Origin of the sequence: Niabella yanshanensis, assembly GCF_034424215.1 — a bacterium.
In the GTDB taxonomy this organism is placed as follows: Bacteria; Bacteroidota; Bacteroidia; order Chitinophagales; family Chitinophagaceae; genus Niabella; species Niabella yanshanensis.
This window is the reverse complement of record NZ_CP139960.1, coordinates 3,270,945-3,288,120: the sequence shown is the minus strand read 5'-3', so window position 1 is coordinate 3,288,120 and position 17,176 is coordinate 3,270,945. Positions and strand designations below refer to the sequence as shown.

The following is a 17,176-nucleotide window of genomic DNA, read 5'->3' as shown; positions in this document are numbered from 1 at the left end:
TTGTTTTTTAAGGTATTCAGGATATAAATATTTTCATTTCACAGGAAACAATATACTCACCTTTAACAGATATTGCCCCCTCTATAATTGTGGCGTTAAATATCTGGTTCTTTATGGTAATTGCGGTGGTGAGTACATCCCCAATTTTAGGGAGGTTGCTTATTTTTAGGTTTTGTACCGCACCAATAAAACCTACGGGCACTGGTTGCTGCTCCTGCTGGCAGATATAACCCATGCGTGCCGCAGCTGTCTGCGCTATGTTTTCGATCAATGCCGGTTCTCTCAGCCGCCCGTTTTCTATGAAGAGATTATCAGCTTTTACTTCAAATGTTGTAGAGGCTTCAGTTTCTCCGCAAGACTCCAGGGTATCGATCATCACAAAGGGCGCTCTTTGCGGGATATAGGGTAATATGCTTTTTGAAATGCTCACAGCGCTTTTTTAACGGCGTTAAAAGTAAGGAAACTTACCGACTATGCACGGGTATACTATTTCCAGAAATCATAGTAGTTGTACCATTGTGCAGGGTAGGACTTTACTTTCTCCGTCATCGCATCCACAAAAGCTTCCAATACCTTTTCTGAAGAAATACCGGGTTGGGTTCGATAAACAACAGGCGGAGCAGCAAAAAAATGATAATGAAAAAAAGATTCCTTCATTGCAAATACAAAGGTGACCGGAACGTTTAGTTTGGTAGCCAGGGCAAAAGGACCTTGTGGAAAATAAGCCCGCTTTCCCAGGAAATCAGCCTTTAGAGTTTTGTTGCCTGGTAAAAAACGATCAGAATGCATACATACCAGCTCATTGTTATTAAGCGCTTCCATTATTTCATAAATATGAGAGATGTTATCCTTAATAACGATAATATTAGCATTGCGCTTACCCGTGGTATTTTCCAGGTATTGTTTCAACTGCTGATGCTCACCGTCAAACATGACAATATTGATCCGGGTATTCAGTCTCCTGAGCAAATGACCTGCAATTTCCCAGTTACCAATATGTGCGCTTAAAAGTAAACCGCCTTTGCCCGCCGCCACCATTTCGTGGAGATGCTGCTCTCCATCGAAATTAAAAGTGAAGCGGTTAGGAATGCCTGCCATCATTACAATACGGTCGATCAGCGCCTGACCAAACCAGTAGTAGTTTTGATAGAGACTAAGCAAGGATTTAAGAACGGGAAAACCAAGACGTTTTCGAAGATAATACCAGATAGAACGGGAAGATTTCCAGCTAAACAGGAAGTAATAGGCCGCCACAAACAGCAGCAAAATATAAGCAGGAAGTACGCCCATTTTTTTCAAAACCGCTATGAAAATCCCATAGCCGGTTTTATTCCCCCTGGATTTCCCTTCCCATTCTGCCATTAATGTCTTTAATTTTGAACGCAAAGGTATGCCTGTAAGCAGATATTTAAGATTACCTGAGGCAATACCTTTTTACTTTTGAATGAACTTTTATATTAATTGAATGAAGGATTTTTTACAACAGGTATACCTGGACAACACGCTGCAGAGCTACCTGGTAGTTGCTGTTATCATTTTTCTGGGATTCTTATTCAAGCGGTTTATAGCCCACTATATCGCTTCTTTCTTTGCGTTTCTTATCAAAAGCCGTTACAAAAGTATCGACCCCTCTATATTTAAAAGCCTTATCGCTAAACCATTAGGCTTATTTATTGCGGTGCTGATCACATTGGTGGCGCTTGACCGCCTTACATTTCCGTCGGTTCTTGACTTCAAGGTTTACAAGATCGGGATCAAGGAGCTGCTGCGTATGATTGGCACTACCCTGCTAATCGTCACCTTTTTCCGTTTTTTAATTAAGTCAATGGACTTTGTGGTATTGCTCATCAAAAACCGTTACATGCAAAACGGGGACCAGGGCAATCACCAGCTGGTATTCTTCTTTAAAGATTTTATCAAGGTGGTGATTGGACTTATTGGTGGATTGCTTGTTTTAAAATATACATTTAATTATGATGTAAAGGGCCTCGTTACGGGATTGAGCATTGTAGGAGCCGCCATAGCACTGGCGCTAAAGGAAAGCCTCGAAAACCTCATCGCTTCGTTCATAATATTTTTCGATAAGCCTTTTCAAATGGGAGATGCCGTAAAGGTTAACAACTTTAGTGGGGTTGTTGAAAAAATAGGATTGCGAAGTACCCGCATCCGCACCGATGCCAAAACCTATATTACTGTTCCCAATAAACAAATGGTTGACAGCGTGCTGGATAACCTGAGTAATCGTACCCAGCGTCGCGCAGATCTAAGATTAGAAATAGGCGTTGACACCCTTCCCGCAAAAGTGGATGAGCTGCTGGATGGCATCAGAAAAATTCTCGCCAGGCCGGAAATCCAGAACTTCAACCTGTTCCTGACGGATATAACGACCAACGCCCTGGTAATTGTGGGAGACTATTATACTGAGCCTAAAAATATTGCTAAATACAACCAGGTAAAGCAGGAGGTAAACCTGGCTGTGCTGCAGTTAATGGAGACCATAGGTGTAGATGCTGCAGGCAAATCGACCAGTATCACTATTACAAAACGGGCTGAATAATTTAATTAGACGTCAGCACTTTGGCGAGCTCTTCATCAAATTTGCCGGTAACTCCATATTCTACCACGCGGCCTATCTCTTTGCCCGCTTTCAAAATAATGATAGTAGGTACGTGTTGTATATTAAAATTTGTAGCAAGGTGGGCAGCATCTTTCTTGGTTCTGTCCAGCCCAAAAAGTGTTACCTTTTTTTTATCGATACCTGCCTGTTCCAGAATTTTATAAAACCTGGGAACGACATAATGAGAATCGGGGCACCAGGTTCCAAAGAAAACCATAAAACTCACACTGTCTTTTTGCGCTACAAAACTATTGAGCACTGTTTCGGCGGGGTTGTATACACTTTCATTTTCTGCAAACCATTTAAACTCGGCAGGATCAGCTTTCAGCAGACTGTCAGTGACAAACCCCTTAAGCAGTTTTTTACCGGTACGATCTTTTACTGTTTCATAAGTTTGAGCTTCAGTTTGATTCAATACCATAAGAAAAGAGCATAATATTATTAATTTCTTCATCAGATTACATTAAAAAAATCGCCGAACAGCACCATGCTTCCGCAGCATTATGTAACAGTATTAAAAAAGAATGGTTTAGTTAATCCGGTATTATATATAATAGCAAGTATCTGCTCAAGGTACAAAACCCAATAATTAATGGCCAACGGTAAGTCAGAGGGACGCCTTCAACTCCAGGAAAAATGCCTTTATCTTTTCAAGCGACTGCACGGCTGCAAATTTTTCATCTGCCTTCTTATTGTTTTTCAGGTAATCACGGGCACCCTCAATAGTAAATTTTCTTCTACGCAGCAGATCATAGATCAAATAAAGATTCTTTACATCTACCGGCCTGAAGAAGCGATCTCCTTTACCGTTTTTTTTGGGTCTGAGAATATCAAATTCACTTTCCCAATAGCGGATTAACGAATGATTTTCTTTAAACATAGAGGTCACTTCTCCCATGCTATAGTACTGTTTAGCGTAGAGCACCTCATCTCCCGGCATTTCGATCATTTCAGCCGCCAGGCTATGCTCCTTCACAGACTTTCGTCCGCGGGAGCTTCTTTTCTCCTGCATAATTTCACCGGCATACCCATTCGCAGGCATTTCTTCCACAATTTCCTCTTCTTCCACAGTGGTTTCGTGAAAATCATCAGCAGGCCCTTCTTCCAAATCCTTTTCAGCTTCTACACCTGTTGCATCATCATTATCGTCAGCCGATACAACATCCTCCACAAAGTCCGCTTCGGGCGCTGCCACAACAGGTGTCTCTTCCGCTTTTTCAGTCTGTATAAGCTCTTCGTCAACAGCTTCAATTTGCGCCGGAGGTTTCAGCACATGCTTTTTTGGCTCAGGAGCCGGATTGGCCTTATCTAAGTCATCAAAAAAAGAAAACGAACCCTGAGATTGTGAAGTAGTCTTCGCCATAATTACAAATCTACTGATATTAGAAGAATTTGAATTTACAAGAAAATGTTAAGTAACCTTACTTATTCCGGCTCCTGCAAGGGTAACCATCCAAAAAACCCATCTTCTATACCAATATTTTAAAATCCCTCTTTTATTGCTGTCAGAACCAAATAAAAGTGTTCAGGCTTATACTTTTCAATACTTTTTTATAGCTTGGATATAATAGGCCATACGCTCTGAAACTCAGTACAGATGCGGGATATAGGAAAATATATGTGTTTGAAAAAGAAAAAAGATGTTGCAACTTGGTTTTATAAAGGCTCCTGCATTGCTTAGCTTTGTGTAACAATAACACAAACGGGTTATTCAGAAAGTGCGGAAAGATTCAGTGCAGAAGGACTTCAAAAAGATTATTCGAAGATTTTTCATATGGCAAGCAATCGTTAGAGGTCAGTCCGTTTCTACGGAAGGACCTTTTTTAATTAAGGTTCTTGTCAATAAAGGCAATAAAAAATCCGGGAAAAAAAACCCGGATCAACATTTTAAATCAGCACATGGCCGGCAATCGTTAGAGGCAATCAATTAGAGGTCTTCTTTAAAAACACCTGCTACGCTTAGGAGGAGTTTATCTTTATATCCGGCTCGTTTTCCCGATATAAGGTTCGCTAAGGTATAATTAATTTATGTACCGATTAACTTTTTTTTAAACTTTTTTTAAAAGATGTTGATAAAAAGTCGAAAAATACTTGTTTTAAATCAATTATGCTGATGATTTACAGGTGTTTGGGGGTAATAACACAAACAGGCTGTAATTCAGTGCCAGACCGCATTTTCTACTAATTTAGAGCGTTTTGGGGTGAAAATATTAACATTAACTTATTATTCGGCATTCTGTTTGTAATATATCTTTGTAATTAGAAGCGAAAGCTTCAAAGAAATTAGATTTTAAGTTTTTTTCATATGGCAAGCAATCGTTAGAGGTCAGTCCGTTTCTACGGAAGGACCTTTTTTCTTTTTATAGCCTTTTAAAACTGCCGCATTAACGGTACCTATGTGTTTCATCCCCCGGGCATTCAACATGATCCTACTTTTTTAGGGCTTTTGGAACGCTTTTTAGCCTTGGGCATATTTATAATAAACACATGAAATCCTTTACTATAGCGGATTTACTAAAAAATACGCCCTTTGAAGAAGAGTAAATGGCACTTTATTTGCGTTTGTATTTGTCGGTTTAGCAATTAATTTTGTATAACAATAACGCAAAGGGTTATTACTGAGAGAAAGAAAAGTGCAGCGTGACATAAAATAGATTATTCGAAGATTTTTCATATGGCAAGCAATCGTTAGAGGTCAGTCCGTTTCTACGGAAGGACCTTTTTTTATTTTAGCCCGCTTTTACAACAAAGGGCTGCCGTTTAAGCAACCCTTCTTTTTCCGGAGTCTTTAAGATTAGGTTCTATTTGGTATTAACCAGGTTAATCAGGTTTAAAAGCTGTGTTTCGGAAACTTCGCTGAGTGAGAAGCTATACGAGATAAAATCCTTGCCGGATACAGGAGCCCCAAATGTCACATCTTTCAATTCGGCATAAAACTTACCGTTCTTGGCGCTCATGGCTAAAAAAGTTCCTGAAGTGCCGATTGGCATTGAATTTTGATAGCTCAAAAAGCCTTCTTTACCGGCGGCAGGGTTTAGGATCATCACAGAATAATTGATTAAAGTATTGGTTCCTGCTTTTTTAAAGAACAACATACTGGGCGTTTGTCCCCCCGTACCTGTTTGTCCATTGAACTTATCTCCAAAATACCCCAGCACAGTTGTTTTGGGATTGGGATCGTTATACAGTGCGTCGCAATTTCTCCATTGTCCTAAAGCATCCAGAGGAAAGACAGTGGTACCCCCGCTTACGGCCCCCCAACCAGGGATCTGGTTCCAATCTATTCCTTTGGATACGGAATATTGAACCGTAACAGATGTAGGCTGATTTTCGTGGTCAAAGCCATTATTGGTATAAGAAACGGTTGTGTCGCCTTCCCACATGGGCGCTTCTCTTTTTGCTCCCATCGCGGTACCAACCGGCACCATTACGGTTGGCGGTCGCTGCAACACTGCCGGATTGATACGCAATGCTGTATCATTCCGGCTGGCATTTACTATTATTTCTCCGAAGGACTCCAGCATTTCACCTGAAGAGGTAACAGTTGGTTTGTTCGCCAATATCATATCGCTGGCCTTCAAAATATCTTTTGCACTAACCCTTACAGATCCGGCAACCGGCGATCCATCGGGCTTTACAAAGGCATTAGCCGGGAATGTAATTTTGGTGCCGCTTTTCAAAGTAATGGTGCCGCCAGCAGAAGCGTCCAAGCTGAAGGTCTCTGTTTTAGGTGCATACTTGTCAAAAAAAGCCTGCATCATACCGGCTGAAGCCTGATCGTCTGGTCCCGGAAAGACGGGACTTTCATTTTTTTTACAGGAGCCCAAAACTAAAAGGATTATAGTAACCAATGCCAGGGGTAAAAATGTCTTTTTCATAACTATGGGGTTTTATGTTTATAATCTTGTTTAGGGTATATCAACCACCCCCAACAATTGTTACCCCATAGCTGGAAATATTTTTATTTTTTCCTCAATAGAAAGAAGATGAATGCGCCGGCGGCCATCACTGCTCCGACAACCCAATATTTAGTGACTCCCCACCCTTTGTTTTGAAGCAGCACCGGATGATTTTTTCCCTGGTATAATAAGGCCGCCCAAAACCAGGGATTCTGTGCAGCTATTGCCGTGTTTTTCTCGAGGTAGGCTGCCCGGGCCCTTTGCAATGCTTTTGCAGGTAGACTAACGGCGTTGAGCTCCTCGTAAAAAAGCCGGGTTAATTCGCCGGTAGCAGCATCATCCACTTCCCAGCGGGTAGACAAAGCACCGTCTACCCCACCGCTAATAAAAGCTCGCCCCAGGCTGATAATGCCCTCATTGTGCTGGCTGGCTCCCTTCCCGGTTTCGCAGGCAGATAGCACGACCAATGGGCTGTTAGCAATATTATATTGAAGTTGCCCGAGGTAAAGCTTTTTTTGAAGCACGATGAAAGGCTGCTGTGAGCTATCACCCGCCACCGCATGAGAAGCCAGGTGGATAATGTTACGCTTTGCTAATTCTCCATAAAATGCGCTATCAGTTGTAGTTGCAGCACTGCTGTAAGTACAGTTAAACCGACCCTGCAAATAGTTGGCCTCCTTTTTTGTAGATGGCAGGGCCGGAAAGCCCAGGTGCCCGTTCTCAAAACTAAACACATGAATAGCTGCCGGCTGCGCTTTAACCGGATCTGTAAGTTGTATCAGGGAGAACTGGTAACTAACCGCATGCGCTACGCCGAAATATGCGCTCCCCTTCTCGTCTGTAGAAAGCGCCTCAAAGGGGAGTTCGTGTAAACGACCCGACGGAGAAATAATATAGTCGCCATCTTTGCCTGTTTCACCAGGCAGGTATTTTCTAAAAATCGCATAAGCTGTTTTAAAATAAGTTCCGGGGTTATTACCAAAAGCCTGGGGCCCGGAATAAAAATACTTTTTAGTAAAGTCTGTAATGTCCTGTAAATTCCCGGTCGATGAATCAACAAAGCTGGAAAGACCGCTTCTGTTTGCTTTAATGATGTACAAACCTTTATTCGTATAATGATAGCTGATTATATGGTTAGTACTACGGCTTTCATTTACCTGGTTTTGAAAATTAGCGAATGATGGCGCAGACAATGATTGTGAAAAGCGGTTTCCTTTCAGGCTAAGCTGATACTCCTGCCTTGTAATTCGTTCTTTTATTATTTCTTTTTCCCGGGGAGATATGGCTTGTGCCAGTAACAGATAGTCGTTGCGCAGCTCGCTGAGATCTTCATTATTTAAAGTAGCATCAGCCTTCCAGTTGCTGGCACGTTGTTGTTCATACATCAACTTACGACCCTTGGATAGCTCCGTCATCCATAACGCTTTCCATAGGAAATCATCGTTATGCGTTGTTTCGAACCAGTAATGGTGCAGGGCAATCGCATCGTTGGTCTGTTGTTCGTTCAAGTATATGTTGCTTTTACTATATAGCCACGGATCAATTAATTGCTGGGTATAATAGTCGTTTAGAACCGCTTGTGTGCTCCAATACGAGCTGCTATCTGTTTGCTGCTGTACCTCATAACACAATGCCAGGCCAAACATAGCCGTCGTTACATTATAGTCGGGATATAGATTCAGCGAATCGGTTTTAAAAAATGCCAGGGTTTGTTCAAACCAGGCTTTGCTTAAAATGGGCTGGTTCAATTTGAAAAGGTTAACTGCTATTTCGTTAGACAGTCCTGCTTTATCTGTTACTGAGGACGCTCCTGCAATATCCCAGGCTGATTGTAACGCCACCAATGCTTCTGAATATTTATGCTGCTTATTTAGAATACGGGCGTTATTGGTTAATGCGGCCTGGCGCCATGCGGTATTATCAGATGGTGGTGCTGATAAGGCCTTCCGGTTCCAATAGGCCGCACTATCTATTCGACCTGTTTCGAGATATACTTCCGTTTTTAAATTGTATAACAAAGCTGCAATGCCTTGTGGGTTGTTTTGCAGGCTACCAATGCCAAGATTAATAATGTTATGAACTTCGGGATAATCTCTCATATAAAAATAGGTAGTCGCAAGATTGGCATATAAACCGGGAAGCATCTCCTGCCTGTTCTTTTCAATTGCTGATTTTATGACCTGATGCTGTACCGCAATTGCCTTGCTAAAATCTCCTATTCTGGTATAGTTATTTCCCAGCGGCTTGCCAATGTATTCTTCAGGTTCCATTTCGGCAGCGAGCCGGCTATCCGTTTTACTTTTCTCATAAAACAACAGTGCTTTTTCATACCAGCTGGTTGATGCTCTTACCTGCCTGCTTTGCAGCAAATGATAACCCATATTAATAAGCAGGTGGTAATATCCCAGCTTTTCATCGTAGGAAGCCGGTTTTCGCCAGATATTACTGAATATGGAATCTGCTTTATTAACCAAAGCCGGACTTTCATCGAGTGCATCAAAAGCGTAATTGATATAACCCAGTAAAGAGTCTTTTGCTTTCAGCTCAGTGTAAAAAGCGGCCGGCGGGGAATGCTGCACACCGGTATTACCCGACAATAGTATGGTTAGCGCCGCTAAGAGAATCAACGGGGCGGTCTTACAATATGGAGTGAATTGAATTAAAAACGCCATCCTGCATATATATATCCGAAACTATTATTGTTACCATTATAATAATACCGTATCCCGAGGTGAGGTCCCAGCTTCACCTTTCCTGCCTGCAAATCAACAAAGGGCTGGAAACGCCAGTTGCTAAAGGGTTTAATATTTCCCGTCTGTGCTATTTTATACGGCTCCACAGCCACCCCGTTAGCTCCCGTAATATGGTAGGCATTTTCCGATTCTATCTTTCCGCCCATATCTGCAGTTACCGCAGCACCGGCACCGATGGAAAAATAATCGCCGATATTGTGTCGCAGCTGCAACGGCACCAGCCTAAGCTGGCTTATGGTATGTGTACGGGAAGAATCGAAGGTTTTATACCCATATTCCTGCCGGTCGTTTATTCTAATAACTCCAGGGCGCTCTATGCCGGTAATATGGGCTCCCATAGTTTTTAATCCCTGCTTATAATACAGCTCCAATTGCAGGTAAGGAAGATAAGGCGCCAATGGCGCCACACCCACGCCAGTGACAATACCATTGCTGGTTGCAGCGCCCGAGCCGAATGCCTGCTCGTACCCAGCCATAAAAACGGGAGAAGGACTTTTTTTAAACCGGCCTGTTGCATAATTAGTGATTACCGGCTCGTTCTTATCAAAGTAAATAGCAGTGCGGGATCTAAAAGGTTTGTTCTCCAGTTTTTTGTGTGTAACGATACTGAACTCCAGGAATCCCTTAGTACTGTCTTTGTCCTCCACTCCTTTCTGATTGGTACCCGCCAGGTATATGCCATGAAATGTGAAGATCGCCCCTTTTTCATTTTTCACGATTTCCCAGCATCCCCGCTTTTCTTTTGTCAAACTATCGCAGGGCTGACAAAAAGGCGACATGTCCGTAACCTGTATCGTTTCCGGATTTAAAACACCGGCCATTGTCATGTCCAATGCGATTTTTCTCGCCGGGCCCTTCCCGTTGTTTTGAAAACGGACTTTATAATTTAAGGGTTTGTACTTTTTCAAAAAACGATAGCTGATTCGCCCGCCTTTAATATTCATTTTATTAGGATCGTGTGAGTTGACCACCGGAACGCTAAGTTTATGCATAACGGGCTTGCCTTTTTCCGGAACGTATACACCCGTTATAGTAAGCGTTGCATTTGTGTCCTTAATCATTTCGGGAGTAACACGCAATTGCAAAAAAGAAAACCGGGCGTCACCCGCGGGCGTATTCTCAATATCCGCACTGTATACATTTTTGTACAATGCCGTAGTATTGGCGAATAAAGCGCCTGTAGCCGCAGCTTTCACTGTTACAGGAAAATTAGAAGCGGGGCTGCCACTTTCGGTAACCAGCAGATCAGATTGCAGCATAGGGATCCCGGTGGTTTTGGTAAAAGTCATTAAGGGCGCCGCACTATTATAGGATCTAAAATCAGAAGTATCGAAGCAGGTCTGGTCGAACTGCTTTTCATTGAGCATCAGGTAGAGGCGGCCCTTTTGTTGTTGAACTTCAGTATTTCTCCATCCAACAATCAGCACCATCGTATCGTTAGGCCTGGCCATGCAATTATATTTTAACTCAAACATACCATTAGCCTTAAAAAAATCCTTTTCTGCAACGGATGCCATATTATCTTTTATGGGTGATGATCTGTTGACCTTTATTTTTTGCGTTTTTCGCTGAGGCTTCCGTCCATCATCATAGTTGTTAACCGCATATAATAATACATTATAAGTATCTGCTTTTGCATATATATGCTGAGGGTTTTCGGCAGTGCTGAAATGACCATCGCCAAAATCCCAGAGGTAGGTATAAAAAGGTGCCGGCGCGCCGGGTATCTGGGTAAGCGCGGGGAGCTTTATAGAAAAAGAGACCCGGTTACTGCTGTCGGTGGTGGCAATAATGGTACTGTCAGCCTGTTGGGCTATCGTTGTAAAAGAATGAATCAGTAATAAAAAAGTATAAAAATATTTCACGCGGCAGTTTTTCCAGTATATCAATGAGGAGTAGATTTTGTTACCCCGGTTTTAATGGCTGCCTAAATTTATTTAATTATTACCAGAGAAAAGAATTTTACTACATTAGCTGGTTATAAACCAGCCGCTTGCACGCCGATCAGCAATATATCAACGCCCTCAGGCTACATAGCTCCCAACAAATAGAGGAGATCTACAGGAATTTTGCGCCTGGTATTAAAAGCTTTTTAGTGTCAAAAGGAGCCAGCCCGGAGGAAGCGGGTGATATCTTCCAGGAAGCTATTATTGATGTGTACAGGCTGGCTCAAAATAAAAATTTTATCCTCACCTGTCCGCTGGAAGCGTTCCTGTTGCTGATCTGTAAAAGAAAATGGATCAACCAGGTAGAAAAAAATAAAAGACAGGGGGTAACAAAACCGGTGGATGATGGATATACCTGGGTGGCCAGCAAAGATGATGAGGTGGCTGCCTTTCACGCAGCCACCTTAGAAAAGGAAGAAATAGTAGTTGCAATGCTTCAGCAAATAAGTGACCGGTGCCGTGAAATTATCATTGCCAGTTATGCAGATAAGTCTCAGCAGCAACTGGCCGATGAGCTGGGTGTAAGTTACGCCTACCTGCGGAAGAAGAAATCTTTATGCATGGCAGAATTGATATCATTGGTACGAAATAATAAAAATCATGCAGCATGACCAATTTTGAAAAAATAGAAGCCTACACAGAAGGGTGGATGAGTGAACCGGAGCGTGCTGCTTTTGAATTGGAGTTGCAAACCGATGCTCAATTGAAGCGGGACTATGACGACTGGTTAGAGGCGGATGATATTTTAAAACGCCATATCGGTAACGAGTCAAATATTGCGGGTCTAAAACAAATTCTAAATCCGCTTACACAACAACATTTTAAAACAGGGAACGCACCTAAATCAAAAGTAGTTTCTATCAAAAAATATGTGATGGCTGCTATTGCTGCCGCAGCAATATTTATTCTTTATCTTTCTTTACCAGGCGGACTAGACAATTACACGGTCCCCAATATGCCGCAGGCAGTAGTAAGAGGCTCAGAAGAGTTATCTAATAAAGGCGCTCTGTTATTTAATGAAGGAAAATATGAAGAAGCATTACCATTGCTGAAAGCACAGGCTTCATCCGACCCTCAGGATGCTACAACGCATTTCTTTTATGCCGTTAGCCTGGTGAAGGTCAAAAAATTTGAGGATGCTCTGGTTGTATTAAAGCCGCTTTCGAAAGGAGAATCGGCTTATAAAGAAGATGCTGCATTTTTTGCCGCTTTATCTGCTTATCAACTCAACCGGAAATCCGACGCATTAGCATTTGCTGAAAAAGTAACGGAGCGCAGCGTTTATTACCGGCCTTCTCAAAAGATCATTAAAAAGTGCCGTTAGTTATTGATGCGCCAAAACCGTCCGAATACACCTATATATTTTTCTTTACTCGCCGCTGCCATCAATTTTCCCTGTTCGGATACCGGGCTGAAATAGGTTACTGAAGCGTTAGCGTAAATCAGTTTACTTTCATACTCAATTAGTGGAGGCGAACTTACCCTACCGGCAGTGGGCTGGATGAATTTACTGAAATCGGCCTCCCTGGGATTCGTAAAGAAAGCAATCAAAATAGCGGCTATGATGAGCAAAGAGATAAGACGGCGAAACTTCATACTATATTTTATAAATTAATAAAGACACTAACAACCAAATAATTACTGATAAATACAAAACAAAAAGCGCTACCAGAGAAAACGGAATATACTTGTCTTTATAAGCTGTTTTCTTATAGGGCAAAAGACTTTTTAAGAGTCCAATGAGACATGCAATAACAGGATAAGAAAAAGCAATTCCAATTATAAGGTTCTGTCGAAATTCGTCTTCGCTTAATATTTCTCCGAAGATATCTCTGGCACCTCCTCGTTTAGACATAATCCAATAAAGCAATATCCCGGCACCCATGCATACTAAAAGCAGCGTAATAATATTTCGCTTTGTCGAAAGTTTCTTTGAAGGTTTATGCCTATCGTTAAACAGGTCGCTTATTCCTTCATTCTCACTTTGTAGCATTTCCACTATCGTTAACGATCTAACTAAACAAATACTCTACATCTTCTTTGGTCAATGACTTCACAAATCCTGATTCATCAGAGATCAGGTCTTTTGCTAATGCTTTCTTCTTCTCCTGCAGCTTCAGTATCTTATCCTCGATCGTGTCTTTACAGATCATCCGGTAAGCGAAAATATTCTTGGTTTGCCCGATACGGTGCGTTCGGTCAATGGCCTGTTGCTCTACCGCCGGGTTCCACCACGGATCTACGATATATACATAGTCTGCGGCTGTAAGATTCAAGCCGACACCCCCTGCTTTCAATGAAATCAGGAATACCCGCACTTCATCATTCTTCTGGAAATTCTGTATCGCCTTTTCCCGGTCAGGCGCTGAAGTGCTACCGTCAAAGTATTCATATTTTACGCCCAGCTCATCCAGCTTCTGACGAATCAGTCCGAGCATGCCCAGGAACTGTGAAAACACCAGCGCTTTATGATCGCTCATATCTTCGGTGATCTCTCTCGCCAGCTCTTCGATCTTTATAGAATGATTCTCAAAAACATCTTCCTCATTTAAGATTGCCGGAGAATCGCATATCTGGCGCAGCTTCATTAAGCCCTGCAAAATAGTTAACTGTGATTTACCCAGCCCCTGGTTATCGATGGTGCCTAAGATCTTATCGCGGTAATCGTTGCGGTAGGCATCGTAAATACGGCGCTGCTCATCTCCCATTTCGCACCAGAGGATCATCTCCTGCTTTTCCGGCAGATCTTTAGCCACCTGCTCTTTGGTACGGCGTAGGATAAACGGATACAAAATCTTTCTCAGGTGCTCCTTTCTTTCCTGCTCTCCTAATTTATCGATCGGGATGGCAAATTCCTGTCTGAAGAACTCCATGCTACCCAGCATTCCCGGGTTTAAGAAATTCATCTGGGCATAAATATCGAATGTATTATTTTGTAACGGCGTACCACTCATGCATAAGCGGTGCTTGGAATTGAGCAGGGATGCCGCCCGGGTTACCTTACTCGATGGGTTCTTTATCGCCTGGCTTTCATCCAATACCAGGTAATCGAACTTAACATTGAGGAACAGCTTGATATCACTTCTTAAGGTACCGTAGGTAGTGATGGTAATATCATGCTTCATGATCTCATCAGAGCTCCGGGTTCTGGTGCTGCCATGATGGATACAATAAGTTATAGATGGCGCAAATTTCTTGATCTCATTCTCCCAGTTATAAATAAGCGTAGTAGGACAAACCACCAGCGCTTTCATATCCGGGTGATTGTTCTTGTAATGTTGCAGGAAGGACAAAGCCTGGATGGTTTTACCCAAACCCATATCATCGGCCAGGATACCGCCCCAATTAATATGTTGCAGGTAGTTCAGCCATTGAAAGCCCGCTAACTGGTAAGGTCTTAAAATGGGTTGCAGGTGCTCAGGCGCATCTACCTCGTAGATCTTTTCAAAATCTTTAAGACGGTTATATTTTTCTTCCAGCTCAAACTGCAGCTCTTCTTCATTTTTTAATTCAAAAAGCTCGTCTATTACATTTTTATGATACTGCGAAAGTTTTAATTTATTATTGGAGCCCTCTCCTACCCTGAACAGCAAGGCATATTTTTTCAGCCACTCGTCGGGTAAAATACCCAGGGTTCCATCGTTTAACTGCACGTATTGCTGTTTGGCGGCAAGGGCCCTTTTTACTTCAGCAATAGATACTTTTTGCTCGCCAAACATGATATCCACTTTGGCATCAAACCAATCGGTATTGCTGCTGATGAAGATCTTGGTTTGGGGTTTAGCAGTGTTAAAGCGGAAGTTACGCAGTGCTTCGTGTCCAAATACAGGCACCTGCATTTCCTTCATCGCATCTACAAACAAAAAGAACCAGTTCTCTTTTAATATTTCTACACCTTTTAGTGCCAGGGTGCCATCGTCTTCGTTAACGACAAAATTGGAGTGCAGGTTTTGCAGTCTTTGTACAAATGCCTCTTCCTTCTCTTTATTACGATGGATGGCCAGCACTTTTCCTCCTTCAGGAATTAACATCACCTGTTTGCCTGCAGCGCTGGTTTCATGGCCTTTATAGGAAAAGACCGGCTTGAAAACAAGGTAGTCGCCTCTTTCGGTTAAAAACAGCTTTACTTCCGGCTCTGCGCCTTTGATGGTTTGTAAAAGCGAAGGATCGAAATCGGTCTTATAATCTTTTGATAATGGCAGAATAAACTCATGCAATCTGAACGGCCATTCTTCCAATGACATGGTAATTTTTCCATCCCGTGTAAACGGCTGCACCAGTGCAACGGTATCCGCATCAGGCATAGCAAACAACTGGTGGTTGTATACATACACTAAAGATGTTGGCGCTTCATTCTCTTCAATACCATGCACCATACCACGGGTGCGCACCAGGCATTCGCAGGTGAACTCATCGCCATTCTTATCTATAAAAAACTCAATGGAGGCGGGTGTGTCCATTGCATCAACGCTTTGAAGATTTTGCGTGATGAACTTTTTACCGGCAGGTAATATAAAAGCCAATGGATTCTCACCACCATCTGCCAGTAACTTTTTGATACGCGGTAATAAATACTCCGCAGCTAATTTTTGCTGCTCTTCGTCCAGTTCTCCGTTAAGAGCAGGCTCTTCCAACGAATCAGTAAACGGTGTATTGCGAATAATATATTTTTTAAGCTCGGCATCCTGAAGTTTTCGTACGTTGTTTAAAAGCGCTACGTCTGCAGGGTCGTAATTGGCGGTATCAATATACTTGGCAATGTCAAGCAACTCTACTTTTCCTGCAAAACCATTTTGCTCTTCGTTAGGTTCCCCGATCACGGTATCAATCAAAAAATAGGGGTAGGTTTTTTTATTAAAATTCAATACAAACCCAAGCCTGGTTGCCGGCTGTTGAACAGATTCTACGACGATATCTGCTTCCGGTGTTTTTTCGGCTGTTTGCTGAGCCACCACTGGTTTTGGAACCAGGGCTCCCGGAGTATTCACTCTTTTGATCTTCACATCCAAAACCCGCAAAAAGGGTTTGCCATCTTTAAATACAAACTCGAATTTACCTTTCAGGTCGTCGGCCAATGAGTAACCATAGGCTTCGAGCAGTTTGTTCTTTTCAACATCACGATTGCGAATAGTATCGAAATAGTCGGCGCCATGCTGCTTGATCAATTGCATAAAGACCATCACCTTGGGTAAACAAAGCGGGAACTCCGTATCTTCATATTCGCAACTGGTATCAAAATTTCTCTCGTCGTTCTTGCGGATAACCACTGTATAGTCCTTATCGGGCAATACCACGTTGGCCTTTACGGTTTCGTCCTTGGCCGAAATAATTTTTACTTTCTTTTTCTGCAAAAACTTCTCTGCATCATTAAAGCTTTCGCTGCTGCAAAGGGCTCTTAAAGAGCGAAGATCGAAATTACGTAGCTTTACTACCGTGTGACGCTGATCGTAATACACTTCCTCATCGCCTAACTGACCTTTATCTAAAAGCTCCTGCAGTTGGAAGAGAGACGCTACTTCGTGTTTGCAAATATCTCCCAGGTTGTACGGGCAGGTGCAGCGTAAGGATATCTGTTTGGGGTCGCTGTACTTTTGAATATACACTTTATAGAAACTACTGTAAGTGTCATCTTTTACACGAAAAACAATATTTCCGGTTAGTTTGTCAAATTCCACCAGCTCCACAAAACCCAATGCATGGGTTTTCTTTCCGCGCCTGATCACTTCATCCGTTCCGTTGGTATAAACGTGCTTTAAAATATGGGGTAATGCCAAAACTTGTTCTTTTAATTTATAGGGTCGTCTTTAATTGTATTGTACCAGTTCTTATCTGTACTTTGAATAGCCCGGATCATCTAAAAACGATCCATCCGGCAACGCCGTGCAAATGGGACAATCGGCAAAAATAAAAGAAAGATTTCCGCTTTTCCATAGGTTTTGATGAATATTTTATTTCCCGAAA

At 42.3% G+C, this 17,176-nt stretch carries 12 protein-coding genes; 3 read left to right on the top strand and 9 right to left on the bottom strand.

Annotation, left to right across the window (positions count from 1 at the left end; genetic code table 11):
* Positions 1–16: 16 nt before the first annotated feature.
* Together U0035_RS13715 and U0035_RS13710 are read right to left on the bottom strand one after the other, a co-directional pair.
* Positions 17–430, bottom strand: coding sequence for a hotdog family protein (locus tag U0035_RS13715; protein WP_245957682.1), 414 nt, complete (start codon positions 428–430; stop codon positions 17–19).
* Between the two features lie 56 nt (positions 431–486).
* Positions 487–1,362 carry a lysophospholipid acyltransferase family protein gene (locus U0035_RS13710; protein WP_114790338.1) on the bottom strand — a complete coding sequence of 292 codons (876 nt, stop codon included), beginning with the start codon at positions 1,360–1,362 and terminating at the stop codon, positions 487–489.
* Between the two features lie 103 nt (positions 1,363–1,465).
* Here U0035_RS13710 and U0035_RS13705 point away from each other — a divergent pair, with 103 nt between their 5' ends.
* A complete protein-coding gene (locus U0035_RS13705; RefSeq protein WP_114790337.1) occupies positions 1,466–2,557 on the top strand; it encodes a mechanosensitive ion channel family protein in 1,092 nt (363 codons plus the stop codon).
* 1 nt (position 2,558) lies between these two features.
* On the opposite strand, the gene U0035_RS13700 is transcribed toward U0035_RS13705, so the two are convergent.
* The 5 genes from U0035_RS13700 to U0035_RS13680 all read right to left on the bottom strand — a co-directional run bounded on the left by U0035_RS13700 (position 2,559) and on the right by U0035_RS13680 (position 11,134).
* Positions 2,559–3,071, bottom strand: coding sequence for a thioredoxin family protein (locus tag U0035_RS13700; protein WP_114790336.1), 513 nt, complete (start codon positions 3,069–3,071; stop codon positions 2,559–2,561).
* A 153-nt stretch (positions 3,072–3,224) separates the two neighbouring features.
* Entirely contained in the window at positions 3,225–3,980 is a 756-nt protein-coding gene (locus U0035_RS13695) for a MerR family transcriptional regulator (RefSeq protein ID WP_114790335.1), read from the bottom strand.
* Between the two features lie 1,438 nt (positions 3,981–5,418).
* Positions 5,419–6,495 carry a hypothetical protein gene (locus U0035_RS13690; RefSeq protein ID WP_114790333.1) on the bottom strand — a complete coding sequence of 359 codons (1,077 nt, stop codon included), beginning with the start codon at positions 6,493–6,495 and terminating at the stop codon, positions 5,419–5,421.
* Positions 6,496–6,578: 83 nt separating this feature from the next.
* Positions 6,579–9,188, bottom strand: coding sequence for a CHAT domain-containing protein (locus tag U0035_RS13685; RefSeq protein WP_114790332.1), 2,610 nt, complete (start codon positions 9,186–9,188; stop codon positions 6,579–6,581).
* A complete protein-coding gene (locus tag U0035_RS13680; protein ID WP_162817810.1) occupies positions 9,176–11,134 on the bottom strand; it encodes a PKD domain-containing protein in 1,959 nt (652 codons plus the stop codon). The genes U0035_RS13685 and U0035_RS13680 overlap by 13 nt, the downstream gene beginning before the upstream one ends.
* A gap of 128 nt (positions 11,135–11,262) precedes the next feature.
* On the opposite strand from U0035_RS13680, the gene U0035_RS13675 reads away from it, so the two are divergent.
* On the top strand, positions 11,263–11,826 hold the full coding sequence (locus tag U0035_RS13675) for an RNA polymerase sigma factor (protein ID WP_114790330.1): 564 nt from the start codon (positions 11,263–11,265) through the stop codon (positions 11,824–11,826).
* A complete protein-coding gene (locus U0035_RS13670) occupies positions 11,823–12,539 on the top strand; it encodes a tetratricopeptide repeat protein (protein ID WP_114790329.1) in 717 nt (238 codons plus the stop codon). The genes U0035_RS13675 and U0035_RS13670 overlap by 4 nt, the downstream gene beginning before the upstream one ends.
* Here the strand turns inward: U0035_RS13670 and U0035_RS13665 are convergent.
* Both U0035_RS13665 and U0035_RS13660 read right to left on the bottom strand, forming a co-directional pair.
* Complete coding sequence (locus U0035_RS13665) at positions 12,536–12,811, bottom strand: hypothetical protein (RefSeq protein ID WP_114790328.1); 276 nt, start codon at positions 12,809–12,811, stop codon at positions 12,536–12,538. The genes U0035_RS13670 and U0035_RS13665 overlap by 4 nt on opposite strands.
* 416 nt (positions 12,812–13,227) lie before the next feature.
* Positions 13,228–16,989 carry a DEAD/DEAH box helicase gene (locus tag U0035_RS13660; protein ID WP_114790326.1) on the bottom strand — a complete coding sequence of 1,254 codons (3,762 nt, stop codon included), beginning with the start codon at positions 16,987–16,989 and terminating at the stop codon, positions 13,228–13,230.
* Between the last annotated feature and the right edge of the window lie 187 nt (positions 16,990–17,176).